Annotated in this window: 16 protein-coding genes; 8 read left to right on the forward strand and 8 right to left on the reverse strand. The window is 49.3% G+C overall.

Annotated features, from left to right (window positions below):
• Window positions 1-549, reverse strand: coding sequence for an inorganic diphosphatase (locus KS4_RS12135; RefSeq protein WP_145078389.1), 549 nt, complete (start codon window positions 547-549; stop codon window positions 1-3).
• A 337-nt stretch (window positions 550-886) separates the two neighbouring features.
• Here KS4_RS12135 and KS4_RS12140 point away from each other — a divergent pair, with 337 nt between their 5' ends.
• Window positions 887-1,942 (forward strand): LOG family protein, encoded by a 1,056-nt coding sequence (locus KS4_RS12140; RefSeq protein ID WP_145078392.1) that lies wholly within the window; start codon window positions 887-889, stop codon window positions 1,940-1,942.
• Between the two features lie 52 nt (window positions 1,943-1,994).
• Here the strand turns inward: KS4_RS12140 and KS4_RS12145 are convergent, their stop codons facing one another.
• The 3 genes from KS4_RS12145 to KS4_RS12155 form a co-directional block, all read right to left on the reverse strand.
• On the reverse strand, window positions 1,995-2,804 hold the full coding sequence (locus KS4_RS12145; protein WP_145078395.1) for a TrmH family RNA methyltransferase: 810 nt from the start codon (window positions 2,802-2,804) through the stop codon (window positions 1,995-1,997).
• A gap of 79 nt (window positions 2,805-2,883) precedes the next feature.
• Window positions 2,884-6,915, reverse strand: a complete 4,032-nt coding sequence (smc, locus tag KS4_RS12150; RefSeq protein WP_145078398.1) for a chromosome segregation protein SMC — start codon at window positions 6,913-6,915, stop codon at window positions 2,884-2,886.
• Window positions 6,916-7,337: 422 nt separating this feature from the next.
• Window positions 7,338-9,386 (reverse strand): flagellar basal body P-ring protein FlgI, encoded by a 2,049-nt coding sequence (locus tag KS4_RS12155; RefSeq protein ID WP_200761215.1) that lies wholly within the window; start codon window positions 9,384-9,386, stop codon window positions 7,338-7,340.
• 345 nt (window positions 9,387-9,731) lie between these two features.
• Here KS4_RS12155 and KS4_RS12160 point away from each other — a divergent pair, with 345 nt between their 5' ends.
• Together KS4_RS12160 and KS4_RS12165 are read left to right on the forward strand one after the other, a co-directional pair.
• Window positions 9,732-10,331: a phosphoribosyltransferase gene (locus KS4_RS12160; RefSeq protein ID WP_145078404.1), complete on the forward strand. Its 600-nt coding sequence runs from the start codon at window positions 9,732-9,734 to the stop codon at window positions 10,329-10,331.
• 88 nt (window positions 10,332-10,419) lie between these two features.
• A complete protein-coding gene (locus tag KS4_RS12165; RefSeq protein WP_200761216.1) occupies window positions 10,420-11,082 on the forward strand; it encodes a PH domain-containing protein in 663 nt (220 codons plus the stop codon).
• A gap of 315 nt (window positions 11,083-11,397) precedes the next feature.
• Here the strand turns inward: KS4_RS12165 and KS4_RS12170 are convergent, their stop codons facing one another.
• From KS4_RS12170 to KS4_RS12185, 4 genes are all read right to left on the reverse strand, one after another.
• On the reverse strand, window positions 11,398-12,288 hold the full coding sequence (locus KS4_RS12170) for a glycosyltransferase family 8 protein (protein ID WP_200761217.1): 891 nt from the start codon (window positions 12,286-12,288) through the stop codon (window positions 11,398-11,400).
• 626 nt (window positions 12,289-12,914) lie between these two features.
• Entirely contained in the window at window positions 12,915-14,240 is a 1,326-nt protein-coding gene (hisD, locus tag KS4_RS12175) for a histidinol dehydrogenase (RefSeq protein WP_145078413.1), read from the reverse strand.
• 345 nt (window positions 14,241-14,585) lie between these two features.
• Window positions 14,586-16,253, reverse strand: coding sequence for a DNA-processing protein DprA (dprA, locus tag KS4_RS12180; RefSeq protein ID WP_145078416.1), 1,668 nt, complete (start codon window positions 16,251-16,253; stop codon window positions 14,586-14,588).
• Between the two features lie 977 nt (window positions 16,254-17,230).
• Window positions 17,231-17,770: a hypothetical protein gene (locus KS4_RS12185; protein WP_145078419.1), complete on the reverse strand. Its 540-nt coding sequence runs from the start codon at window positions 17,768-17,770 to the stop codon at window positions 17,231-17,233.
• A 180-nt stretch (window positions 17,771-17,950) separates the two neighbouring features.
• Here KS4_RS12185 and KS4_RS12190 point away from each other — a divergent pair, with 180 nt between their 5' ends.
• The 5 genes from KS4_RS12190 (at window position 17,951) to KS4_RS12210 (ending at window position 26,518) form a co-directional block, all read left to right on the forward strand.
• A complete protein-coding gene (locus KS4_RS12190; RefSeq protein ID WP_145078421.1) occupies window positions 17,951-18,823 on the forward strand; it encodes a TIGR04282 family arsenosugar biosynthesis glycosyltransferase in 873 nt (290 codons plus the stop codon).
• 6 nt (window positions 18,824-18,829) lie between these two features.
• Complete coding sequence (locus KS4_RS12195; protein WP_145078424.1) at window positions 18,830-19,363, forward strand: response regulator; 534 nt, start codon at window positions 18,830-18,832, stop codon at window positions 19,361-19,363.
• 531 nt (window positions 19,364-19,894) lie between these two features.
• Window positions 19,895-21,652, forward strand: coding sequence for a flagellin N-terminal helical domain-containing protein (locus KS4_RS12200; protein ID WP_145078427.1), 1,758 nt, complete (start codon window positions 19,895-19,897; stop codon window positions 21,650-21,652).
• A gap of 500 nt (window positions 21,653-22,152) precedes the next feature.
• Window positions 22,153-23,913: a flagellin N-terminal helical domain-containing protein gene (locus tag KS4_RS12205; protein ID WP_145078429.1), complete on the forward strand. Its 1,761-nt coding sequence runs from the start codon at window positions 22,153-22,155 to the stop codon at window positions 23,911-23,913.
• 697 nt (window positions 23,914-24,610) lie between these two features.
• Complete coding sequence (locus KS4_RS12210; protein WP_145078432.1) at window positions 24,611-26,518, forward strand: flagellin N-terminal helical domain-containing protein; 1,908 nt, start codon at window positions 24,611-24,613, stop codon at window positions 26,516-26,518.
• Window positions 26,519-26,873: the final 355 nt, after the last annotated feature.

A 26,873-nucleotide genomic window follows, 5' to 3' on the forward strand; every position in this document is an offset into this window, starting at 1 on the left:
TCAACTCTCCCCTGCAACCTCATCTTGATAACGCTTCACACACTCAATAATCTCGCGTGCGGCAGCATCGTTACCTTCCCAGCCCAATGTTTCGACATGATTATCACCTTCCAATTGCTTGTATGTCGCAAAGAAGTGTTCGACTTCTCTCAAAAAATGAGGTGGCACGCGCCACAAATCACGATAATCCGCGAAAATTGGATCCGTATTCGGAACCGCCAATACTTTAAAATCATTGTCTCCCCGGTCCTGCATCCGAAACAAACCTAACGGTCTTGCCTCAATCAAACATCCGGAAAATGTGGGTTCATTAACCATTATCAACACATCAAGCGGATCACCATCCTCCGCAAGTGTCTGCGGAATGTAACCATAATCACCTGGATACATCGCTGAGGAATACAGGTATCGATCAAGCTTGATCATGCCTGTTTTTTTATCCACTTCAAATTTTGATCGCCTCCCTTTCGGGATCTCAACGATCGCATTAATCACTTCAGGTAAGTTTGGCCCTGGTTTTATTTTCGCAAATGCATCTGAACTTGGCATCAATATCTCCTCATCAATACTAACTGGCTACACGTCATTGACATCAATCGTGTCTTCTAAACCCGCTTCATAAGCCTGTATATATACTAATTCGACCCTCTAACACACAAACCACACACTTAATAAAATAAATCTTCAATCCATAGTTGTATCATTCTTGCCAATCATGCGTCAAACGTCCCCTCGCCCTCATTACTGGACGCACAACCCCCAAATATCTTTTGTTCAGTGAATAGCTTTTTCTATTAATGATTTTCTCATTCACAGTTGCTCTAATCACTGTTAAAATATTCCGTTAAAAATATAGAAAAGAAAAACATGTAATAGGAAAAGGCATATGGCCACAGAATCAAAAAAACAAAATCTCGATACAGAACTATTCCAACTCCTCGGACAAGCCGTCGAGCAGACAGGCACCTCCCCAGATAGCTCAAAAGGCAAACGCATCAGAGAAATGATGCACACAGCTTGTAAACTCTCACGTGATCACGCGGATCTAGGCGAGCTAAAACTTCTCTCCCAATCACTCAAAGAAATGAGATACGCCCTAAAAGTTTTCCGCCAATATCCCGGCCACCGAATCTCTATCTTCGGCTCTGCGCGTACGCCTGAAGATCACCCCGACTATATCGCTTGTGTCAACTTCTCCAAGGCACTTGCCGAATCTGGATGGATGGTGATCACCGGAGCAGGCGATGGCATCATGCGCGCGGGACACGGCGGAGCAGGCACTGAAAAATCCTTTGGTGTCTCAATCTCACTCCCCTTCGAAGCAACTGCAAACGACATCATCCAGGGCGACCCGAAACTCATCAACTTTCGCTACTTCTTCACACGCAAACTCATGTTCATGTGGCACTCACATGCTATCGCACTCTTCCCCGGCGGATTCGGCACACAAGACGAAGGCTTCGAAGCTCTCACTCTCATCCAGACAGGGAAAGCTCCCATTCTCCCTATCGTCTGCATAGACGCACCCGGCGGCGACTACTGGCACCACTGGGACAACTACATGACCCACTCACTACTCGACTACGGTTGGATTAGCCCTGAAGATAAAAACCTCTACTTTATCACAGACGATCATCTGAAAGCCGTCGAACACATCCAACACTTTTATCGCAACTATCACTCACAACGCTTTGTCTTCGACACCATGGTAATCCGCATCAAACGCCGCATCACTGACAAGCAACTCCAAGAACTCAACACCGAATTCGCATGTCTCGTCAAATCAGGCAACATCGAACAAGGCCCTGCCCTACGACAGGAACGCGATCACACTGAACTGCCTCGAATTTATTTCGAATCTCATAAAAACCAATACGGCACACTCCGCAGATTAATCAACAAACTCAATGATTTTGATGTCATCAACAACCCCGCCGTTTAATCTTAGCCAACGAGTCAACACTCAAATAAACACCAACATTTACTGTTGGTGTTTATTTTTTATCTCTTAATTCATACATCAATATGCCCGCAGCAACTCCCACATTCAACGAATCCGCATTCTCATCAATCGGCACTATGACCATCTCATCGCATAAACCCCTCACCTCATCCGACAAACCGTTCGGCTCATTCCCCATAACCAATACGATTCCTTTTTGATTAACACGCCCCTCAAATCGTGCAACATCAATGGCTCGGCCACTCACATCTGCACCTAAAACCACATGTCCCTTTTGCTTTATACGTTTTATATCCTTCAAAAAATTCGTAGATCTTACAACTGGCAAACCAAACACATTCCCCATTGACACGCGAATCACCCGTCTAGCATATGCACTCACACCCTTTCCTCCCAAAAGCACACCACCCACTCCCATTGCCTTCGCTGTTCTTATCATCACACCCAAGTTTTCTTCATTTTCGACATGTTCACACACCAGTAAAAATTCTTTCTCACCTAGATCATCAAAATCATATGGTCTCACAACACTTCCATAAGCCATACACCCACGACTAAACCGATACCCCATCATCCCCTCAAACACTTCCTGACTAGCCGTGTACAAATTAACATGACTCAATCCCTGAAGAATATCACGACACCGATCTTCCCATCCCTGTTCACATAAAACACAATCCACCTGATATCGCTCATGCTCGCGCGCCCATCTAACCAATCGCTGCACTGGCTCCCAACCCTCAACCACAAAGCGAGTATCATCATTCTCACCACGCCGCACGACATACCTAAACTGTTCCAACCGCTTATCATTTACCGAATTGATCGTCTCTATATCCATCTCAATATCATACCCATACCAATGAATATAAAAAACGTCCGCAAAAAGCAGACGTTTTAATAGTTCAATTCAGTGATAATCACTTCGTTTCTGTCGTAACTTTTTCCTCAACCGCCAATTCTTCATCCACCACCTCATTGACCATCGCTTCAACCTCAACAGGCTCCTTACCTTCAAGCATGGCCGCCAGTTTTCTACGCATCGGCGACATTTCCTGCGTGTCTTCCTTCGTCATCTCAACAGGCTCAATCACTGCCGGCCCTTCATTCACATCTAGTTCAGCCGGCTTCACACGCTTCTCATCCACGCTTTCCTGAGCTTGCACAGCCGACTCGGAAATTTGGCCATCAGCATCAACCTCGTCAAACTGAACTGCAACGCGCTTCGACACACCACGTTCTTGCATCGTAATCCCGTACATAATATTACACGCCTGCATGGTGCGTTTATGGTGGGTAATCACAATAAAGTGAGACACATCCAAGAAACTCTGAACAATCTGCGTAAACCGCTCAACATTTGCCTCATCCAGAGCCGCATCAACTTCGTCAAGAATCGCATACGGCGAAGGCCGGCTCTTAAAAATCGCCATTAATAACGCGATCGCCGTCATTGTCTTCTCACCACCCGAAAGCTGTGACAACGCACGCGGTTCTTTCCCCGGCGGCTTCGCCATAATCGTAATCCCCGCTTCAAGCACATCAATCTCCCCATCCTCATCAGCCTCCATCACCACATCCGCTCGACCACCACCAAACAGCTTGCGGAACAACCCATCCTTACCACCAAAGTTATGCTTGATTTCTTCGAACGTCTGCATAAACATCGTCCGCGAGTTCGTATTGATCTCGTCAATCAACGATTCAAGTTGCTCTTTGGCTTCCTCAATATCCTTGACCTGCTCAATCAAATCATCATGACGTACTTCAAGATCTTCCTGCTCGGCAATCGCATCAAGATTCACATTGCCTAAGCGATGAATCTTCCCGCGTAGTTCGTTGATCTCCTTCTCCACCTCATCCCAAGCAATCTCAAACGGATCGCTCGGCTCATCTAAGCCGTCAAACGCCTTCATATCCACAGGGGCTTCCACCTGCACTCCACCAATTCCCCATACCTCTAACACAGCATTAGCCGCTTCCTCAAGCTGCTCCAAATGGCGCTTGTATTCATACACCGAAATCCGGTAATCACCTTTCGCCTTCTTGTACGTTTCACGCACATCTAGCTCAAGCTGTTCCATTCCGCGTTGCTGAACCCCCTCAAGCTTCACTTCAAATTCTCGCTTACCCATCTCAAGCTTATGCAAACGATTATCAGCCTTATTCAAAGCCTTTCGATGCGTCTTCACATTCAACTTAAGCTCTGCCAACATCTCTTCTGCATGCTCAACTTTTTCGCCAATCTCTTTGCATTGCTCAACCAGCACATCAAGCTTTCCTGCCGCATCCTCAGCCTCAACCTTTGCCTCAGCCTGCGTCGTCTCAAGATCTTCAATCCGGCCGCGATGCGAAACCAATTGATCTTCAAGCATCTTGTGTTGGCGTTCGACATCTGCTGTAGCAATCTCGATCTGGCGCAATTGCTTTTGCGCTGACGACAATTGTTCCGCGATCTGTCCAGCCTCAACACGAATATTGCTCACGCCTTCCCGAGCGTCCTCAGCCTCACGCACCATCTCTTCAATCCCTGCCTCAGCCTCGCGACATGCATCCTTCTTTGTTCTTGCATCCGTCTCCAGCTGCTCCGCCTCACCACGATTCTGCTCACGTTTCTGAGCTGTCTCCTCAAGCTGCTCTTGGATCTGCTCGATCTCTTCACTCAAGCCAGGCTGCTCACGTTCCAAACGCTCAACTTGGCCCGTCAAAGATTCAATTCGTGATTCAAGCTTATTGCTTACCGCGGTTGCATCATAAATTGACTTACGCAGCGCACTCGTAACCTTCTCCACGTGAGCTGCATTTTCGGACAACTCACTGAGTGTATGCGTATCAGCCTCAATCTTAACATCTAATGCACTAATAGATCGCTCTAACGAGGCCAATTCTGAACGCCGGCTAATCAGCCCACCCATCTGACCACTCATCGGCCCAGCATAGACTCTGCCATCCGCATCCAGCAACTCCCCACTCCCTGTCACAAAGCGACTACCGCTCGGCATCACCGCGCGCATCATCATCGCCCCATCCAAATCCCTCACAACCCAAGTCTGCCCCAATATCCTTAACGCCACAGGCCCCAACCATTCCGGATACGCAACCAAATCCAACACGCACTTAACCCCTGCAACCCCTTTATTCATCCCCAATTGGCTCGGCAGCATCGGCTGATCAATTGCCAAAAACGCAACACGACCACCCAACGCTTCAATCGCTTCTTTACCACCCTCACTACTACAAATATCCGCTAATCGATCAACCACGATCGCCTGCTGATACTCACCCAACGCCGCCTCAACAATCGCAGCATCCTCAACGTCAGCCTCAATCAGCTCCGCCAGCATCCCACGCACAAAACCAAACGCAGACCCCTCCCCTTCCGTTTCAGACAGCGCAAGAACCGCTTTCACCGGATCACTCACGCCCTCCTGATTCTCTTCCATTTCTTGCAGCACACCCCGCCTTGAATCCAATGCCGATCGTTCCTGTTTACAATCTCCTAGTTGCTGTGAAATTTCTTTCTGTTGCGAGTCAAACTGCTCTCCTCGTTGAACTTCATGCTCAAGTTGTTGCTGCTCTTGCTCTAACAGTTGCTTAGCCTCTTCACGCTTCGCCTCAGAATCAGCTCTCTCTTCAAGCAGCCCCTTCAACTGATCACCAATATCTGCCGCACGACGATCGATTTTCTCACGCGTCGCATGCAAACTATTCTCATACACTTCAAGCGATTGTACTTCGCTTCTCAGTTTATTCACCCGCCCCATCATCTTCCCAATACCCCGTTTTTCATCTTCCAACTCGCGGCGTTTCTCGTTAGCTTCCTGCTGCAAACGCTGGTACTTGCTACGTGCATCCTCCAAGCGTGATTCAACAGTACTCTCACGCTCAGCCAATTCCTCAGCCAGCTTCTTCGTCTCAACCTGCTCGTCAGCCAGTGTGCGGCCGCGCTCAGTCAACTCCTCAAGCCGATTCGCATCCCGTTCAATCTGCCCCGTCAAATCCCCAAGCGTAGTCGCAGCAAATCTCTCGCGCTGCTCAGCTTTCTCCTTGCGGCTTTTCTCACTCATCCGCTCATGTTCAAGTTGCTTTTGCTGATCCACCACAGCCTTACCCTCAACCTCAGCATCAGCCAAAGCCTGCTCATGCTGCGTCAGCTCTCTCGCCGCAAATGCGCGATCCGCTTCCGCCTGATCAAGCTCCTCCACCAATCCGCTCAGTCCCTCTTCCAGCTTATGGTACTCAGCAAGTGCATACTGCAACTGCAACTCGCGCAACCTCACAGAATAAGTCTGATACGACCGCGCTCTCGCAGCCTGCATCTTCACTGACCGCAACCTTCTCTCCGTTTCTTCCAACCGTGTACGACATAGATTCAGGTTCGTTTCCGTACGCTCTAACTTACGGATAGCCTCTTTCTTTCTCGCCTTAAATTTACTGATCCCCGCCGCCTCTTCAAAAATAGATCGGCGTTCCTGCGAATTCGCCTCAAGCATCCGAGCAACCTTGCCCTGCTCGATCACCGAATACGCCTCTGTCCCCACCCCGGTATCCATGAACATCTCTTTCACGTCGCGCAATCGCGCACGACGATTATTGATCAGATACTCACTCGTCCCATCTCGATAGAGCTGTCTTGTAACCGCCACCTCATCCACATCCAACCCCAAACGCCGCTGCCCATTCGCCTCAGGCAGATTCTCAAACGTCAACGTCACACTCGCCATCCCGCTCGGCTTACGCGCACTCGAACCGTTGAAAATCACATCCTGCATCGCACCGCCACGCAGACTTTTCGCGCTCTGTTCACCCAAAACCCATTTAATTGCATCCACGACATTAGACTTGCCACAGCCGTTCGGCCCGACAATGCCTACAATCGGAGCATCAAAGTTGATCTCGGTCTTATCCGCAAAAGATTTGAAACCCGCAAGGGTCAGCTTTGCTAATCGCATATCGCCTACCGACCTCCATGTCGCTTATGTATCGTCTCTATAGCCAGCTCCGCCGGCCATCGCCCCTGATCATCTGCCCAACCAGCCTACACACTTTCGTATGCATTCCCTAGACAGACGCCTTATTTGTCACAACGCACCATCATACGCAAATGGTGCCCACACGTCACCCAATGAACGCCGCTCATTATCGCTAAAAAGCATCCCCAAGTCGAGTCCAAATCGATTTTACGCCCAGACTTGCGTAAATCCCCCCTTTCTCAGCCCTGCCTTCCCAGATATCCCCTCCCAAACTTTTCCTACACGCCCCATCTCCCCCCACTTCACTTTAGCTTTCCACATCCAGCCGCCACAAATCCATCAAAAAAACTGAGCAGCTTTCGCCACTCAGCTTTTATTCACATTATCCATACAAGCAAGGCTTACTCAGGCCGTGCCTGCTGCTTCGCATCATTACTACCATCGCTCTCAGCACGCCCCTGCTGCGGTTTATCGAACCCGCGCTGCAGCGTCATTGGAGCGCCAATTCGGCGACCCGCCTTCTCACCAGAAACCGCAGGCGAATCTTCAACCATCGGATCAATCGCGTCGGAATCTCTTCTCACACCATCAATCTGATTAGCTTTCTGATAATCATCAATCTGCTTCTGCAGCGGACTCTGATGCAACACCACCTCCGCTTTGACATATCCCTGTTTGCTCAACTGGTACACCACATCCGCCACCTGACTGTACGTCAGATCAAGACCCGGCTGATCTTCAAAATCAACCTGCCTGTGACCCAGTAAGTAAACCAGTGTCGCTACCGTCGACGGGATCTCATACTGTTTCGGCTTCCTCGCCTCCACAGCGGCCTTCCGTTTATCTTTCGCATTCGCGACCACATCAGCTTTCTCACGTGCATTCAATCGATAAAACACCGTCGTTGTCCTGCTCGCCGCACTATCCAGCACGTTTACTGCCGTCGGATCAACAACCCGGTCATTCGACCGTAGCATCAATCGATCGCTCCACATCGACGCATACCCCTCATCCGCCAGCTTCATCTGATCGTTAAACAACACAATCCGCGGAATCCCATACTCATGCGTCACATAAATCAGTGGCTTCTCAATTCCCCGAATACGGTCAATCAAGAATTTCACTTCATCATTCCCGTCTCGCACAACATATCGATTCAAAAGCTCATGCCCTGTAATCGCAATACTGTTATACGCCGCCAATCGTACTTCCTGCTTCGCATCATCCAAGAGCGCGCTCAATGCTTCTCGACCATTCGCCGAGTCAGGTAAGTACACCAGCAGCTCTGCAACCATCTTACGTGTTGCCCAATCCGGATCCTTCGACATTTCCTGCAGATACCGCGATGCACGCTCATCACCCAACCACGCCCCAGCTTTCAGAGCAGATCGCTTTACATGCTGTAAATCATGATCATACAGCACACGTAAAACATCCAAACTCATCTTCCCAAGCGCTCTCCACGCCTGAACAATTTCATCTTCCTGCTCAGGGAATTTTTCCAAAACCTTCGCCAGCTTCGCTGCTTGTCTTGCCTCAAAACCTGGGCTAACTTCAAGATAGGTACTCTTAATCAACCCCAGTAATTCTTCTGTTCGGTATGCCCATCGCTGTGGCACAGTAATCCGAATAAATGTATCCGTCTTCGCCTCCGCAATCGGCTGCGAATCTTCATGATATCCATACTTCTCATTAATCCGATCAGCGATCATGCGGCTACGCGTGTAACTCGGCACATTCAACACCAATCGCATATCACGATTATTCTTCACCTCACCGCCAGCAATCACAACCGCCTGACGACTAAATTTCTGCAACTCTTTCCGATCCGATATATCGCGCTTCATCGGCGACATATAAATCGGCCCAATCGCTCCCGCTTCCTTCTTGATAAACCGACCCGGGAACTGAACACCACCCGGACTCAATTCCGTACGCCACAAACGCCCACCATCCAAACTTTCCGTATCTGTCCCCGGCAACGCAGACACCAACAAATCAAATCGCTGACCCTTCACCGCACCCGCTGGGATCATCCCCTCAATCGCAACAATCGCACTCCCCTTATCTGCCATCATCCGCTCTGGACTCAACCAACCATAACCCTTCGATGGCGTACCCACTCCCTGCTTCCGCAATTCACTCACCATGTACTGCTTCAAGTGTTGCGGTATCTGCCTCGAGCCTGTCCCCTCCAAATCCACCACCAAACTGTAATTCGATACAAGCATCGGCGCAAAACCGTCCAGCGACGTCAACGAACCAACCGACCCATGCAGATACGACGGCCCCCTAAACATCGGCATAGGCTTCGCACCCGGCGCAGTCGTTCGCTGCTCAGGCTTCGAGCACCCAGGCATACCGACCACCACAACCATAGCCGCACACGCCAGCATCGACGCCGCAGCAATCCGCACGACTTCCGTCTTACGTACCTGTCTTTTTTTCATGCTGTTATTCATCCAATACTTGTACTTCCGGCTCACCGGCCTCATTCAATTCAATACCGTTTGCATTCTCGATGTGGCCGAACCTTACGCAGCTTTTTCTGGCAGAAACAAGCTGTGGAAAGAACCTCTGGGGGTTCTAAGGGGGGGATCGCATTGTCCCTCATTTCAAATTCCACATCAAGAACATTTCAACCACCCACCTACTTTTTGCGATCCATCCTCCTTTATCATCCCCCTCCCCCCCATTACCACACATCCCGCACATATCCTACCAAACCCGCCATAAATGTCAGTTTATACACCCCACGCATCCCCAAACCCTCATCACCCTGCTAAACTACACCCATGCCTATGAAACAAGACATCGAACGCGTCCTCATCACCCGCCAGGAAATCGATCAGCGGCTCGACGAGCTTGCCAAGCAGATCTACGACGACATCATCGCCGACTCTCCTTCCTGCCCTGACAACGGCACGCCCATCATCCCCGACATCACGCTCGTACCCATCCTCACCGGCTCCATCATCTTCGTTGCCGACCTCATCCGCCGCCTACCACTCAAAATGCAGATCCGTGTCATGTCTGTCACCTCATACCCCGGCACAGCCACCTCCACAAAAGGTGCATCCGTCGAAGCCGCCCTCACCCGCCTCCCCGAACGCCTTGATGGCCACCACGTCCTCATCATCGATGACATCCTCGACTCCGGTAATACGCTCAAACTTGTCAAAGAGATCATCGCCAAGAAAAACCCAGCAACCCTTCGATCCTGCATGCTCCTCCGCAAACAGCGACCCGAAGCCCTCGCTGAGGCCTGTGAATACATCGCTTTCGATATCCCTGACGAATTTGTTATAGGCTACGGCCTCGATTATGACGATTATTACCGTAACCTCCCCGAAATCTGTACACTCAAACCCGAGGTCTACGAAAACGATCTATAAACCCACACCCACTCCTCCTCAGACGCATACCCACACCCACGCGATCTAACCGCACCAACATTTTCTCATGCCCCCACGGAGCAAACACATGTTCCTCACCTCAACAACCCAATCCCCATCACCCAAAACGCTTCGCCGCAAGCGCATACCTATCCATCCCAAACATCCCCCCTCCCCCACTAAACTCGACTACGCCGATGATGGCATCACTCCCGACATCGAAACCAATATCCGTCCCGGCGTCATGATCCCTCACGACATCCTTCAGCCCGGCGAGGCCATCATCCTCCTACTCAAACCTTCACTGCTCTACATCGTCCTTGCTCCGCTCCGCGCCATTGCCATCCTCGCTTTTCTCACCCTCGCAACTCTCGTCGCCAACAACATGTACACCTTCACCAATCCGCGTGAAATCATCTTCATCGGCGGCGTCGCCATCGCAGCCCGCATCTTCTGGCAATTCGTCGAATGGCTCTCCCGAACCTACATCCTCACCGATCAACGCCTTATCCGCATCAAAGGCGTCACCACCGTCTCCGTCTACGAAACACCACTCAGTAACATCCAACAAACCGAAGTCATCCGCTCCATCCGCGAGCAGCTCACCGCTCTCGGCACCATCGCCTTCTCTACCGCAGGCACAGGACACATCGACGCCTACTGGGTCATGCTCAACAATCCCTACGAAATCCAGAACACCATCATCAAAACCATCAACCGCTACCACCCCCGCAATAAACGCAACCCATAATCAACTCACAACCCTCGCTTTCCCCTCACTTAGCTCACTCAGCCCTCTGCCCCAAACGCACCTAAAATCACCAAGCAACCGGCAAACAAAAAGCCAGCATAAACGCCGGCCTTACTTATCAATTCTTTTCCAACATTCTTCCAAGACACATGTCTTCCCAGCATATCGGTAGCTCATTCGGCCTCACAGAAAATATCACGACGTCTAATATGCCCCCAACCATAAATAATCTAAAAAATTGCCAACCAACACCTGCAAGTTGGAAGAAGTAAGGTTAATTATCCTTCTTCAATTCAACATCCCTACCCACTATATCTACCGAGGAAATAAACGACATTCAGTTGAATTTCTTTCATATTTACGACCGGTCAAAACCTTCTGCAATAACCCGACCGGATATTTCCAATAGAAAGGTGTGTACTTCAGGTAGCGCCAATAATCAAACCAGAATGCATGCCGTTTTCTCTCAAAATTCCACGGCTTACGCCTGCCCGTGTAATGAACACAACACGGGTCTTTCATCGCTAACTTCAATTGCTCATCAGTTTCCGTTTTATACTGAACATCTTCGCGATACGGAATTGTTGTCAAATTCCATGTCTGATCCAAAAAATAAATCTTGCCTGCCATAACATAATTGAGAATATCTTGATCACATGCCTGTATATTCTCTCCAATAGCAAGCAAAGCCTGCTTGTACTTCGGCAGCAATTCATGCTCACGAATACGCTTCAGATTCATCAGCATCACGCCACTGTTAAAACGTATACCTTCTGGCATGTTCATATTATCGTATTCAGTAGCAAGTGCGCAAGAGAGTTCTGCCGCAGCAGCATAATAATCATCAATCGGTAAATGCCATAGTTCTGATATCGACGCCCTGAAGATTAAATCACAATCAACATACAGAATGCGTTCTAATTGCGGCAACAAATCTGCCAGTGCCAATCTGTAATACGCTGCTGTTGTTAAATGAACCGCCAACGGCCAATCTGAAAACTCTGAATCGTCAACCTGTATAAATTCAACGGTTAAAGCCCCAAGTCTTTCACAGGATTTAATCTGTGATTTCGCTCGTTCACTTAGCTCACCATGCAAAACATAAAGATGAACACTTGCATCAGAATCAAGATTTAAAATTAACGAAGCAATAGCAACACATGCGTGCTGCACGTAGTTCGAATCGGTTGCAAGCGCAACCTTCATGTGATGAGACATCTGAATATTGACCCCGGAAATAGGCTGAGGATTAGGACAGTTCATTAGATAATAATTGCAATTCAGCCGAGTTACAATTTTCCTAATAATGTGTTGTGAACAACATAAAAAGACGTTCTAACCACTTGAACAATCCTATTGCCAATTGACCTAATCACACAATCAATCGACTACATGACAAAACCTTGACCACACCAACATGTACCCACACACTCCCAGCGATTCTTCAATGCACCACCATAAAATTTCAATTACACACCATGCCTATGCAAACATCATGCCGCCATCGCCTTTTTCAGAAGGCGCGCACAAACGCGCGTTTTGGCCATATTTGCCTAGTTGAAACTCGTGTGTGCGCGCGTTTTTTCGATCGTTTCTTTCAAAAACTGATCAATATCTGCCCAAAACCGGCCAATTCCAAATACATACAAACCCCAAAATAAATCATACGCGCGCACAAAGCCGCATCAACAACCATATATGAAACTTATCGTTCCGTATTCAAAATATGCACACGTTTTGCGCGCGACATGAATTACGTGTTTCCACCGAATCCCAACAAAAAAGGCTGACACTTAGCATCAGCCTTTCAGAATTCTCTGATTGATTACAAATTACCCGCGACGCACTCGAACACTGTCAGCATGGCCATCCAACCCCTCTGCCTCAGCCAACATGGCAATATTCTTGATCGTCTGTTCACTCATCCCGTTCTTGTAACATACAGTCCCTGTACGCTTTAGGAACGTGAACGAGCTGATCCCGCTTGAGAACCGCGCCGTCGTCCCAGTCGGCAACGTATGGCTTGGCCCAGCATAATAATCACCCGCAGCAACTGGAGTTTGATCTCCAATAAAGATCTCACCCGCGTGACGAATTCGTGGTAACACACTGTCAGCATTAGAGATAGCTAAATTCAAGTGTTCGCACGCGATCTCATTCGCATACCCAATCGCTTGATCTAAATCTTTCACCAAAACTGCACAACTTTCTGTTTCCAGCGCCCGGTCAATTGCCTCAACACGTTTACGCTTAGATAGTTGCGCCTTCACTTCCGCCACAATCTTGTCGATCACCTTCTGATCCCATGCAACCAAAAAGCACTTACCTGGGTTGTGTTCTGCCTGTGCGATCAGGTCAGCCGCGACACATGCCACTCGGGCCGTATCATCGGCAATTGTGACGATCTCGCTTGGGCCGTAAAACCCGTTGTCCGTGCCAGTTACGCCGTTAACCATGGCTTTAGCGAGCTGAACATACATGTTCCCAGGGCCAACGATCATCTCGACCTTGTCGACGCTTTCAGTACCGTAAGCCAGCGCGGCAATCGCTTGAGCGCCGCCGATGCGGTAGACCTGTTTGATCCCCAGCATCCAACAAGTGCCTAATACCAATGGGCTTATGTCACCAGCTTCTTCATCACCGATACGTGTTGGGGGCGGGCTAACAACTGAAATATTTTCAACTGGCACCCCCGCAGCCATCGCCGGGACAGCCGTCATGATGAGCGTTGAAAACAAGACTGCCATGCCGCCAGGCACGTAGCAGCCGACACTGTCGACGGGCGTGAATCGCATACCAAGCTCAGCGCCATCAATTTCGATCGTATCTAAATCCTTGGGGCAACAGTGTTTTTGATACGCCATGACGTGATTGATCGAGGCTTGCAATGCGGCCTTAATCTCGCTGTCCATGGTGTTATAAGCCGCTTCGAGTTCGGATTCTGCAACTTTGATACGGGCTGCATCAAAGTTTGGATCCGTCCATTTCTGCATATATTTCACAACCCCTGTGTCCCCATGATGCTCAACGTCAGCCAAAACCTCGATGACTGCTTTTGCTGCGTCGCCGGAGAGGTTCGTGGTTCCTTTCAGTCGCTTGAGGACTGCGTCGTAACCTGCTTTGCCTTGGGCTGTGTTGACATCAAAAACTGGAAACATCTTAATCAGCGCCTTTCGTAAAGTTCGCTAGCAAATGATTTTAGGGTGGTCCTGCCCGACAGTTCGATCGACTGGCCACACATTCATCGTTGGTGGTATGGGGTATTGATCGCCTCTGATTCTGTGCATAAAAGCGTCATTGAACCGTGAGGATACGTCTATATGATACACGCAGTTCAGGGCCAACACATCTAAGCCCAGATTATCATTGAATTTGCCATCCCCCCATCCCCCCCTACTTCACACTCCCAATCCCATTCCCCTGCCCCCATTTTCCCCATCCCAACTACTTTTATTTATGCGAAGTAAAAACCCTCGTGTAAACGAACATACCGTAGTAATGGGTTATCGACGTGTACCGCGTGAGCGTTTGAAGTACAGGCCATTACGGCGCGCGATTAAAGATTTAATTTCGAGAACGACGAGCTCTGATTTCAATGTGTGCGTGGGTAGATCAGTCAAACGTATCAGTTCATCAAAATTACGAGCATTCTCTTCGGTATCAAGCACACTCATGATGATCTCTGAGGGCGTGATGTTTGCATCCGATTGATCTAACTCATCATTAGTTGTTGTGTCGTCTTGATTTTTGATCGCGTTTTTATGTATCAGTAATTTTTGATTTACAGTATTGCCTGACGATTGCTCTTGATCTTCATGATTCGAATCTATCTTACGTCTATCTAATGATGAGGTAGTTTGACTGCCTATAGCCGAATGGTAGGGTGCTGCTGAAGGGTGTGTCAGCGAGGAGTTGGCGGGATGATCGCTGCGTTGGTTGGTGGGATGGGAATTGGGGCGATTGATAGTGGAACTATCCTGGGGTGTTGCTAGAGGTGAAGTTTGTGATGTCGTTGAAAATGTGTTTGACGATAAGGGGGAAGAAGGGGTAGTTGAGGTGGGAATGAGGGGTGAAATTGTAGACACGCTTGTGGGTGCTGATGGAGATGCTGTCTTTGATGGGTTTGAATCTGTTTCTGAAGCTATTCCGTCGGGATTGATGTTTGAGTTCGTCGCGATGTTGATGTCGGTTATTTGCTGGGTTTGCTCTTCGATGGCGGTATATAGATGAGTCTGCTCAGCAACCGTATCAAGCACGTCGGCGGGAGTGGTGATGAGTTGAGCGAGTCCGTCGCGGATGAGGGTGTTTGTGCCGGTGGAAACTCGGGAATCGACGCGGCCGGGGAGTGCGAGGAGATCACGCCCTTGAAGAATGGCGTGCGAGGCGGTGCGCATGGCGCCGGATTTAGTTGCGGCTTCAATGATGAGTGTCGCGAGGGATAGGCCGGAGATGATGCGATTGCGAGCGGGGAAGAGTTCGGGGCGTGGGGCGGTGTTCATCGGAAGTTCTGAAATGACGGCGCCGCCGGCGGTTGAGGATGCATCTTGCTCTAACTGGCAGATAGATTTGAAGAGTGGCCAATTCTGTTTGGGGTAGGCTTTGGCAAGCCCAGAGCCAAGGACAGCGATGGTGCGGCCGTGACGGTTGATGGTTGCGGTGTGTGCGGCGGTGTCGATGCCGAGAGCGCCGCCTGAGACGATGGTGAAATTGTGATCGGCGAGTTGTCCGGCAAAGCGTCCTGCCTGCTCTCGGCCATAGATGGTGCATTTGCGGGAGCCGACGATGCCGAGCGCATTGGCGTCTTGAAGGTGGAGGTTGCCTTTCACCCAGAGGATGCGGGGCGCGTCGTCGATACTGCGGAGGAGTTGGGGGTAATTGTCATCCCAGAGAGAAACGAGGTGAGCGTTATGTTTCTCGATAAGTTCGAGCTCTTGGGAAAGTAAGTCGGATTGAAGGACGTTGTCGATGGCGGTGCGGATGTTATTTGCACCTTTTGGTGTTAGGCCTTCGATTTGCTGTAGGTTGCTGTTGTCGAGAGAGATGACACGGCGTGGATCTGGGGGTTGGTTAATGAGTTTCGCTTCACCAAGGATGAGTTTCTGAGCGGTGATCGGGCCGATACCTTTGGCGAGACGAAGGATGAGTTCGCAATGTGTTTTGCCCCAATTCATAAGATTGATGGTAGCAGAAGGTGTTTGGGGTGTGAAGATTTTTGAGTATGAATTACGGAATGATGTGGAGATGCGACGGCGAGTGTGGCTCGCTGACGATTGTTTAACGGAATATGCAGATTTTGATTGCAGGCAATCGTCGGGCGGTTGTAGCACACCCCACGACCGGCGGTCGTGGGCTTGATAGAAAAGGTGGGGGGGGAGAAAGTGAATAAAAATGGCTCGCCACGTAGGTGTGACGAGCCGTAGAGGTCGGTATTGTCGGGAGCTTGCCGTCACATCCCCGGCTGGTGCCGCGAGTGAACGTGGTGACTCCGTAATCAACCCTGGGTGCGTTCAATAAACGGGTGTGTACTGAACGTCAAAGAGGGGGGGGATTGATTACCGGGGATTGCTCCCGCTCATACATTGATAATCAGTCACTAGATCACCTCCTTTGAAAAAGGGTTTGTCTGGCCGCCACAAGGTTGCCGATTCGCCACCGACTGGCTGATAAGTCGGCCCTTGCCGCCAAAATTTTATTGCACCGCAACGTCTTGCGGGCACACTAATCAATGGCTGCACAGCGGTTCAATAGACTATGCGAGCCAATGATCGGTCAGCCTGGATGGAGATTGCGTGGCATGGTTCGCACGCTTTGCAGATCACCACTTGGACTGACAATTTAATTATGTGGCTGAAAATTGTGAAAGTCAATGATTTTTAGCACATCGTTTGGTAGAAATCCAAATCGTTTTATCACTTGTATGACTATCTGCAATAAGGGGCAAAGCGGTCTTCGGCTTGCTGGACCAGCGACCTGTCAGGTTTCGGCTATTGAAGTGGTAGGTCATAAGTTGGATGTAAATTTGGATGAATCTGCGAGCTGGAAGCACATAGCTATTTGAGAATGAGAAAAGAGGTCATAAAAAAACGAGCAGCGGAAAGCTGCTCGTTTGGGAAAATAATGTTTTTGTGAGGGGAGGAGAGGGGGAGGATTATTTTGTGTTGGTGAGGAATTTGTATTTGCGTTTGAAGAGGTCGGTAAGGTGTTCCACTTCAGTGGAAGCGTTAGGCGACCATGAGGCCCAAGCAACTTCAACAGCACACTTGGCAACAGCGGTACGGATGCCTTCACGGATAAATTTGTTGAGGCGTTTGAGAGGGAGTGCTTCGATGAACTCTTCACGAAGCGGCACGCAGATTCCAGGGGTTTCTGGATTGGGGATGAAGTAGGCGAGGACTTCGATGTCTTTGCCTTTGCTGTCGGTGAGGATGAACTGCTCGGTCCATTTCCAAGCGGAGCCGAACCAGATGATTTCGCGACGGATGTTTGGGAATTCGTCGAAGTTTACGAAGAGCTGTTCGAGAATACGCTTGCGACCGGCAGGGTCGTAAACGCTCATGAGCATGTCGAAAGTTGGTTTGGTCCAACGATCTTCCCATGCGCCTTGTGTATTTGATTCGGTTGAACTCATGGATTGGATATCCTGTCGTGCTGGTTCGGAAGAAAAGCCCGGCTGTGGTAGTTGAGTCATGCGGTGCCCCCTGCCCGGCTGTCGGAAAATGATTTTACTCAACAGCTTGCGGTAGGAGGGGTATGATGTTGTGCGATTACAGGGGCTGAGCTGCGGATTTGCAGGAAAGACACTATACGTGGATTAAAAAATCAAAGCAAACGGGAAGCTGGGGCGTGAATCCGAGCATAAAGTCATATTATGAGAGAACTTAGAAATAATAATGCGGGGTATGGTGGGGGAAACGATGGGGGAAATGAACACGGAGGTCATCGAGGCCGTGAGCGTACGGGGCCGGTACGGGTGGTATTGATGAGCAAGCCACCGATGCCGGGAGCGGTGAAGACACGGCTAGCGAAGGATACTTCAGCGTTTTGTGCGGCACGGATCCATCAAGCGATGCTCCAGACAATGATTACGCGATTATCGCATCTGGCAGCGGATATGGGGAAGGGGAAAATTGAGCTGGTGCTGGCACTGACAGATGTGGAGGGGATGGATGGTAAGATGCGAAAATGGGGGGATATGGTGACACAAACAGCGATCGGCACCAAAATTTTGACGATGGCGAGATGCGACAATCCGCGGGATGATGAGGTGATGTCGGTGACGTTGCCAGAGGATTGGGGATTAGTGGATCAGGGGACTGGAGAAAATTGGGATTTGGGCAAACGGCTGGAGCACGTTTGGGGGATGCGGCCTAAGCAGAGTGTGATGTTTTTGGGGACGGATTCGCCCGATGTGCCGGTGGATTATTTGTGGGAAGCGGTGAGGCGATTGAAGAATGGCCGGGAGGGTGTGATTGGGGAGGTCAGTGATGGGGGGTATTGGACGCTGGGGATGCCTTGGTTTGAGCCAGAATTGGTGAGAGGTGTCGACTGGGGCACGGGGAGCGTGTACCATCAGACACTGGAGAACGCTGAGAACGTGAATGTGAGGCTGACAAGTTTGCCGAAGTGGCATGATGTCGACACGTTAGAAGATTTGAAGGCGATGAGAGATCGCATGAAATTCGAACGTGAGCCTGCGTTACAGCAATTAGTTAAGAAACTGGATGAACTAGCAGGGGTCTGATTGCTTATGAATAATGGTGCAGACACAAATAAGGTTGAGGCGCGACAGGACGAGGTTGATTTTGATTTGTCGCAGTCACGAATTCTGATTGTTGATGATAATGAGCAGAATGTGGAGTTATTGCAGGCGTATTTGGATGCGTTGCCGTGCGAGGTGGATGTGGCATATGACGGTGTGGAAGCGATTGAGTTTATTGAAGATGGGGAGAAAGCGCTGCCTGATCTGATCTTATTGGACATTATGATGCCAAAAATGTCGGGGTTTGAGGTGTGTCGAAAGTTGAAGGATGATCCGGCGACAAGAAGCATACCGATTATGATGGTGACGGCGTTGAATGAACTTGGAGATATTGAACGGGGCGTGGAATCGGGGACGGATGACTTTGTGACCAAGCCAGTCAATAAGCTTGAGCTATTAACTCGAGTTAAATCATTACTTCGCGTCAGGCATTTGAAACGGGAACTGGATCGGACTGAAGCGTATATCAAGAACCTGCAACGAGAAGCTGAAGATGATCAGATGCAGGATGATGCTGAGTAATTGCTATATACATATAGATAAAAGATTGAACGCTGGCTGAGAAGCTGGCGTTTTTGCTATTTAAGAGGATGTGGATTGGTCCGACTAATCGATCGGAAAATGGGATTGAATGGGCGAGATTATGGGTTAGAGCCGATAAGTGGGCGGCGAAGGGTGTTAATTTGTGCGGATTGTGCGGATTGTGCGAGATGTATGAGGGTCAAAGGCGGAAACTCCGAGTTGGATTAAATCAAGAGGTAATACTTAGATGGAAGGGTGTCGATGTCATGCACGTCACGACAGATGTATGTCGTGGAAGATAGAGCTGAGCCGACCAATCTCGACTCTATTCAAAAGTTAGATCCAGCTGACTTGAATCCCTGCCGAGTCAGCACTGCAAGAGTATGCAGTTTTGAAACGTCAGGGGTTTGGTCTCAAGAGGGTCCAGAACATTTCTAAAAACCGGCAACAGCAGCTTCGACAGCTCAAAAGTAACTACAGATAACTGTCACGAAGCAAAAAGCCGGCGAAAGAGAATGGAGGACAGTTAGCATGAGTCGAATTAATACCAACGTTAATGTGATGACGGCACAACGCGTCACCGGGATGAACACAAAGTCCCTGAACACTTCCTTGGAACGTCTGAGCACGGGTTTACGAATCAACCGTGGTAAAGATGATCCCGCGGGTCTGATCGCTTCTGAGAACTTGCGTTCTGAGAAAGCTGCGATTGAATCTGCTATCAGTAATGCGCAGCGTGCTGATCAGGTCGTGAACGTCGCTGAAGGCGGCTTGCAGGAAATCAACAGTGCTTTGGTCGAGCTTCAGTCACTGGTTACAGGTTCAGCAAACGAAGCTGGTCTGTCCAAGGAAGAAAAAGAAGCGAACCAGCAGCAGGTTGAATCCATCCTGCAGACGATTGACCGTATCTCAAACAATACTTCTTTCCAGGGTACAAAACTGCTTAATGGCGATTTTGATTTCCAAGTAGCAGGCAAAGATGCCAACGTACAGTCATTGGAAATCAATGCAGCCAAGATCGGTAGTGAACCACTTAAGGTTCAGGCAAACATCACGCAGTCTGCCCAGCAGGCTGGTGTCTACATGTCACTCGGCGGCACGCTTCAGCTCGACGACGATGCGGACAGCACCTTCTCCATCGAGATCGGCGGCTCACTCGGCTCACGTCAGCTCAGCTTCGCTTCCGGCACAACCACTTCCGATATGGCGGCACAGATCAACACCTTCACCGATGTCACCGGCATCAAGGCTGTCGCAGTCAACAGCGGCGACCAGGACGGCATCAAGTTGGTCTCGACCGACTACGGCTCAAATGAGTTCGTGTCTGTGGAAGTTCTCGATGACGGCAACGCATCTGCAGGCGACGGCATCTATAATCTTGACAGCAAGAACACCAACGCTCTCGGCAAGACCTTGGGGACGCCTACGACAACAACCAGTGATGACCAAGCTGATGCCGCCACTGCGACCGCATTTGGTATCGCGGTCGGCGATATTGGCACGCTCAATGTTGGTGATACCCGTACCGTGGTCGCAGCCAACGGCGATCAAACGGTCTACACTTATCAGGGTGCTGGTACCAACAGCGATCACAAGTTTGATGTGGCGGTGAGCGTCGCAAGCACCAGCGCATTGACAAGCTTTGCGAGTGCGAACGATGTGATCCGTGATGAAGGCCAGGATGTCACCGGCACGATCAATGGTTTGGCAGCCCGCGGTGATGGCCGCACGATGTCGGTGAAGAGTGATGCACTGGATATGTCGGTGACACTCAAGGACAACGGTGCCGCCACGACGGCAAGTGCAACCAAGACCGGTATCGTCGACCTAGTGAACATCACTGGCGGCGGTGCACAGTTCTCGATCGGCCCATCAGTCGATGCCACCAACTCCGTGCGTCTGGGCATCTCATCGGTCAGCTCACGTGAAATCGGTACGACCAGCTTCGGTGCTAAGACTTACAGCTTGTCTGACCTTGGCGGTGCTGGTGACCTGAACGTCATCGATGGCAACCTTGAAGAGGCACAGGATGTTGTGAATAAGGCGATTAAGTCGATCTCCGCACAACGCGGTCGCTTAGGTTCCTTCCAGAAGAACATCATTGGTTCAACCGTGAACTCGATGGGTGTTGCTCTCGAGAATATCGCGGCGGCTGAATCAGCCATCCGTGATACGGACTTCGCGAAAGAAACGGCTGAAATGACACGCTCCCAGATCTTGTCGCAGGCATCACAAACGGTGCTCGCTCAGGCAAAATCTCAGCCAATGAGTGTCCTTTCACTGCTCTAAAGTGAAACGTTCGGTTAAAGCTAACGTCCGAATAACTCGAGAAAGACGGCCTAACGGTCGTCTTTCTTCTTTTTTATATATGATTTTTTATACATACTTCACACCTTCTATCTCTCATTATCCTCTCATGAAATGTCTGATAATCTGCGGTGTATCCGATTGTAAATGGACGTTTTCCGATCCTACGGGTTATGACAGATGACCGACTGTGCGAAATACTCGGGTTATAACGATCAAGATATTTGAATCAAATGTAGCACTTAAGTAATGTCCCCCCTTCGAAGGGTCGATGGGTCTTGTGTCGCAGCAAGTTACGCGGCGATCGAAAGAGGATTTAAGAGTAACTCATTCGTATTTGTAGCTTCCTTCAACCGTTTCATGTCCATTGAATACAGTTGATTGAAACTGAAAAGAGAGTCCCATTCACCACTCCACGGTTTTGGGTCGCCGCTTATCGTGCGTCTGTATCCCTTACCGCTTAAAGAGCATGGAGGAAAATCATGAGTCGAATTAATACCAACGTCAATGTGATGACGGCACAACGTGTTTCGGGGATGCAAAACAAAGGATTGAACACTTCCTTGGAACGTCTGAGCACGGGTTTACGAATCAACCGTGGTAAAGATGATCCCGCGGGTCTGATCGCTTCTGAGAACTTGCGTTCTGAGAAGGCGGCGATTAGCGCAGCGATCACGAATGCCGAGCGTGCTGACCAGGTCGTGAACGTCGCTGAAGGCGGCTTGCAGGAAATCAATGCATCGCTTGTTGAGCTTCAGTCTTTGGTTACAGCATCAGCAAACGAAGCTGGTCTGTCCAAGGAAGAAAAAGAAGCGAACCAGCAGCAGGTTGAGTCTATCCTGCAGACGATTGACCGCATAGCAAACAATACTTCATTCCAAGGCACGAAATTGCTCAATGGAAATTTTGACTTCCAGTTGGCTGATAAAGACGCGAACGTACAGTCACTGGAAATTAATGCGGCCAAGATCGGCAGTGAACCACTCAAAGTTCAGGCAAACATCACACAGTCAGCTCAACAGGCAGGTACCTACCTATCACTCGGCGGTACACTTCAGCTGGATGACAACGCGGACAGCACGTTCTCCATCGAGATCGGTGGCGCACTCGGTTCACGTCAGCTCAGCTTCGCTTCTGGCACAACCACCGCAGATATGGCAGCACAGATCAATACTTTCACCGATGTCACAGGCATTAAAGCAATAACAGTCAATAGTGGCGATCAGGATGGTATTAAATTGCTATCTACAGAGTATGGTTCCAATGAATTTGTGTCGGTTGAAGTACTGGATGATGGCAACGTCTCAGCGGGCGACGGCATCTTCAATCTCGACAGCAAGAACACCAACGCTCTCGGCAAGACCTTGGGGACGCCTACGACAACAACCAGTGATGACCAAGCTGATGCCGCCACTGCGACCGCATTTGGTATCGCGGTCGGCGATATTGGCACGCTCAATGTTGGTGATACCCGTACCGTGGTCGCAGCCAACGGCGATCAAACGGTCTACACTTATCAGGGTGCTGGTACCAACAGCGATCACAAGTTTGATGTGGCGGTGAGCGTCGCAAGCACCAGCGCATTGACAAGCTTTGTGAGTGCAAACGATGTGATCCGTGATGGAGGCCAGGATGTGACCGGCACGATCAATGGGATCACTGCCCGCGGTGATGGCCGAACGATGTCGGTTAAGAGTGATGCACTGGATATGGCTGTCACACTTCAAGATGATGGTGCAGCATCAACTGCGAGTGCGACCAAGACAGGTATCGTTGACCTAGTGAACATCACTGGTGGCGGTGCACAGTTCTCGATCGGCCCATCAGTTGACGCAACCAATCAGGTACGCTTAGGCATCTCATCGGTCAGTTCACGTGAAATCGGAACAACAAGCTTCGGTGCAGAAACCTACAATCTTGCAGATCTCGGCGGCTCAGGTGACCTTAACATGATTGATGGTGATCTCGAAAAAGCGCAGGATGTCGTAAATGCATCAATTAAATCAGTTTCAGCAATGCGAGGCAGATTTGGTTCCTTCCAGAAGAACATCATTGGTTCGACCGTGAACTCACTCGGTGTTGCACTCGAAAACATCTCGGCGGCTGAATCGGCCATCCGTGATACGGACTTCGCGAAAGAAACGGCTGAAATGACACGCACACAGATCTTGTCACAGGCATCACAAACGGTGCTCGCACAGGCAAAATCTCAGCCAATGAACGTCCTTTCACTGCTTGGATAAACAAAGCAAGACAAACAACGTCCGAATAACTAACAAGGCGACCAATTGGTCGCCTTTTTATATGGACTGAAGCGCAATGATATTTTCTTGCAGGCATATCTTGGAATTGTTAGATCCAGCATACACGGCATGACTCATAATAAAGTCTATTAAGATCGTTTATATCTATTTTTTAAGTATTAATCGCGATGCAATTACGCTGTGAGATGTAACGTCACGTCAAGTAATCATGACTAGGTAGACGTATAAGGTTTGTAGCGATCGTACGGAATGCAAAAAAGAAAAGTGCGTATTCGTGTCCGATAAAAAAGTTTTACTCTCAAGGTTATTAGGCGAAGGCTTTCTTCCCGATTTCATACGTGCAGCCGAGAGGAAATTTCGGAGGCCAACTGACAACCCGCAGGATGCAGGAAAAGGCAAATCGGATTGATGTCCATAACATTCCGATTGCCATCAGCCACCAAGGAAGGTGGAAGGAGTTGCAAATGAGGTAAGGATACCTTGCAAAAGGGAATGATCAGACCATTCCTAAGAAGATTACCAATCTACAAAATCAGTGTAAAAAACGGGCCTATTATCGGCCCAAAAGCATCAGTCAGATCGGATCGGAGATCCGTGAACGTTCAGCAGGAAGCTGGATTCGTCAATCGACGGCCAAGAACGTAACACGGAAGCGTGTTCACGGAGGACCAAAACCATGAGTCGCATTAATACTAACGTACAGTCACTTATTTCCCAGAGAACATTAGCCAGTCAGAACAAATCCTTGAACGGCTCGCTTGAGCGTTTAAGCACAGGCTTGCGCATCAACCGCGGTAAAGATGACCCTGCGGGCTTAATCGCATCAGAAAACCTGCGTTCTGAAAAGGCATCCATCGGTGCTGCAATCAGCAATGCTGGACGTGCCGATCAGGTCATGAATATTGCTGAGGGTGGCTTGCAGGAAATCAATTCACTTCTGCTTGAAGTTCAATCGCTTGTTACAGGGTCTGCAAACGATGCAGGTCTCTCTAAAGAAGAAAAAGAAGCGAATCAGCTTCAGATCGATTCAATCCTTGAAACCATCGATCGTATTTCAACATCTACTTCATTCCAAGGCACAAAGTTGCTTAATGGAACTTACGACTTCACCATCTCCGGCCAAAACGGCGTTGTTGATGACGTAAAAGTTAACGCTGCGAAGCTTTCACACGGCGAAAACCGTGATGTAAATGTGCTCGTCACAAAATCCGCTCAACATGCTGGTGTTCTGCTCTCTTTAGGTGCAGATAAACTTGATCTTGGCGGGATGTCAGCCAACGGCACTGATAAGTTGACGGCAGCGGATAAGAACTTCATCTTTGAGATTGCAGGCGCAAAGGGTTCAAAAGAATTCACCTTTGCTTCAGGCACCACACTCAACGATATGATTGCAGCAATCAATACCTATACTGACGTGACTGGCCTCTCGGCAACACTCAGTGGCGGCACAGCCATTTCACTGAAATCAAACGAGTTTGGTTCCGATGAATATGTTTCCGTTAAAGTCATCGACGATGGCGATATGGATAACAATGTAACCGGACCAACGACTGGCATCTATAAATACGAAGAAAAGAACGGCAATGTTGCTCATTCCACCGGTATTGGTGCCACGATTGCAGACTGGGGCACCAATGGTTCCTGGACAACAACTGCATTCGCAGCAGGTGCTGGTACTGCCGCTGCAGACGCGGCAACGATGGCTGGGATCATTGAAGCGACCAACTTAAATGCTGAAGGTGAAAGAGATACATCACTTGGTGCAAACACTGGTGCTCTAACGACATCAATTACTGGTATCGCAAACAATGGTTCTGCTGTTTTCACCTCCTACAATGAGAACCACGAACAAGTTCGTTACGAAGTCAGCAAAGATGGTACTGGCAACATCTCATACAAAGAAGTCACAGAAGCCTATACACCAAACGCTGATATCGCACCATTATTGCCAGCAACATGGTCTTACGCTGAAGGTAAAGAGCCAGAGCGTGACTCCGGTCAAGACGTTGGCGCGATTGTAAACGGTGTTGTCGCAACTGCTGATGGCAAGCATATTACCGTCCGTACAGATGTTCTTGATACCGAAATCAAACTATCAGATAGTGGTGCTCAGAGTCTCAATTCTGTACAAGCTTTCACCATTACAGGTGGCGGTGCTCAGTTCAATCTCGGCCCATCAGTTGATATCATCAACCAGGCCATCATCGGTATTAGCAACGTATCTGTACGTAACCTTGGTACATTCGAACATGGTTACCTTGACGAGCTTGGCTCATCCAAGGACAGCAACCTGGTCGACGGTAACCTATCTAAGGCACAGAAGATTGTTGACGATGCAATCAATCAGGTTTCTTCGCTCCGTGGCCGCATCGGCGCCTTCCAGAAGAACACAATTGGTTCAACGATCAACTCACTGAGCGTTGCACTCGAAAATACAAGTGCTGCTGAATCATCCATCCGTGACACCGATTTTGCTGCAGAGACTGCTGAAATGACACGTTCTCAGATCCTCTCACAGGCTGCACAGACTGTACTCGGTACCGCGAACTCTTCACCACAAGCAGTTCTTTCACTACTCGGATAATAACTCAGAATGGACAAAGGAAGCACCGCAATTAAAGCGGGCATCCGATCACTGATGCGAAACGGCGACATGATGTCGCCGTTTCTTTTTTTGTATCCCCCTGCCCTACCTTGATCAGTGATAGTCGATCATCAACCGAGTTGATCGTCGAGTCTGATTCACAATTTTTCGCCAACAACCATGGAAATTCGGCCTCCACTACACGATGACGCCTAAGCAAATCGTGAGTTTTTTTCGCTATAAATATGCTAAAAACTTGCATTTATAGCGTATTTGATTACTTTGATCGTATCTGGCAAGGATTGCTAGATATTGCTTATGGCGTAGTTAGATAACATGAGCAGGCCAAGTTTGA

It is taken from the genome of Poriferisphaera corsica, assembly GCF_007747445.1.
Taxonomy (GTDB): domain Bacteria; phylum Planctomycetota; class Phycisphaerae; order Phycisphaerales; family Phycisphaeraceae; genus Poriferisphaera; species Poriferisphaera corsica.

What these genes read in the sequence shown, in the direction of transcription:
- KS4_RS12135 (WP_145078389.1), bottom strand. Translation starts at nt 549, where the DNA reads ATGCCAAGTTCAGATGCATTTGCGAAAATAAAACCAGGGCCAAACTTA.
- KS4_RS12155 (WP_200761215.1), bottom strand. Translation starts at nt 9,386, where the DNA reads ATGAAAAAAAGACAGGTACGTAAGACGGAAGTCGTGCGGATTGCTGCG.
- KS4_RS12145 (WP_145078395.1), bottom strand. Translation starts at nt 2,804, where the DNA reads ATGGATATAGAGACGATCAATTCGGTAAATGATAAGCGGTTGGAACAG.
- KS4_RS12200 (WP_145078427.1), top strand. Translation starts at nt 19,895, where the DNA reads ATGAGTCGAATTAATACCAACGTTAATGTGATGACGGCACAACGCGTC.
- KS4_RS12165 (WP_200761216.1), top strand. Translation starts at nt 10,420, where the DNA reads ATGTTCCTCACCTCAACAACCCAATCCCCATCACCCAAAACGCTTCGC.
- KS4_RS12160 (WP_145078404.1), top strand. Translation starts at nt 9,732, where the DNA reads ATGCCTATGAAACAAGACATCGAACGCGTCCTCATCACCCGCCAGGAA.
- KS4_RS12195 (WP_145078424.1), top strand. Translation starts at nt 18,830, where the DNA reads ATGAATAATGGTGCAGACACAAATAAGGTTGAGGCGCGACAGGACGAG.
- hisD (WP_145078413.1), bottom strand. Translation starts at nt 14,240, where the DNA reads ATGTTTCCAGTTTTTGATGTCAACACAGCCCAAGGCAAAGCAGGTTAC.
- KS4_RS12210 (WP_145078432.1), top strand. Translation starts at nt 24,611, where the DNA reads ATGAGTCGCATTAATACTAACGTACAGTCACTTATTTCCCAGAGAACA.
- KS4_RS12140 (WP_145078392.1), top strand. Translation starts at nt 887, where the DNA reads ATGGCCACAGAATCAAAAAAACAAAATCTCGATACAGAACTATTCCAA.
- KS4_RS12185 (WP_145078419.1), bottom strand. Translation starts at nt 17,770, where the DNA reads ATGACTCAACTACCACAGCCGGGCTTTTCTTCCGAACCAGCACGACAG.
- KS4_RS12190 (WP_145078421.1), top strand. Translation starts at nt 17,951, where the DNA reads ATGAGAGAACTTAGAAATAATAATGCGGGGTATGGTGGGGGAAACGAT.
- smc (WP_145078398.1), bottom strand. Translation starts at nt 6,915, where the DNA reads ATGCGATTAGCAAAGCTGACCCTTGCGGGTTTCAAATCTTTTGCGGAT.
- dprA (WP_145078416.1), bottom strand. Translation starts at nt 16,253, where the DNA reads ATGAATTGGGGCAAAACACATTGCGAACTCATCCTTCGTCTCGCCAAA.
- KS4_RS12205 (WP_145078429.1), top strand. Translation starts at nt 22,153, where the DNA reads ATGAGTCGAATTAATACCAACGTCAATGTGATGACGGCACAACGTGTT.
- KS4_RS12170 (WP_200761217.1), bottom strand. Translation starts at nt 12,288, where the DNA reads ATGAAGGTTGCGCTTGCAACCGATTCGAACTACGTGCAGCACGCATGT.